The organism is Enterobacter sp. Ap-867, assembly GCF_011752855.1.
Classification (GTDB): Bacteria; Pseudomonadota; Gammaproteobacteria; order Enterobacterales; family Enterobacteriaceae; genus Cedecea.
Genome location: NZ_VWWS01000031.1, coordinates 1 through 241, shown reverse-complemented (window position 1 = coordinate 241; position 241 = coordinate 1). Strand labels below are relative to the sequence as shown.

Sequence of the window (241 nt, the reverse complement as noted above, 5' to 3'; positions counted from 1 at the left end):
CCTTCCTGGCGAAGCTTACTTCAGGTTTTGGTAACCAATATCTCAGCCGCCAGAATCCGTTTGCGGATATTAAGGCCGACGGTGCCGGGGCGGTTTCTACGGCTCTCGCAAACCTTGGTTTGGGGGAGGCGGCGAAACGGGGAGTAGGGACGGGAGCGAGCCAGATACCTGATGCGAATGACTTCAGGCGAGATTTAAAATCAACCGGCTATCAGTTCTTGCCGGGTGGGTTATTAATACA

Annotated in this window: 1 pseudogene; it reads left to right on the top strand. The window is 53.9% G+C overall.

Features of this window, described 5'->3' with window-relative positions:
- Positions 1-241, top strand: a pseudogene (locus tag F3J26_RS22630) (gp53-like domain-containing protein); the annotation flags it as partial.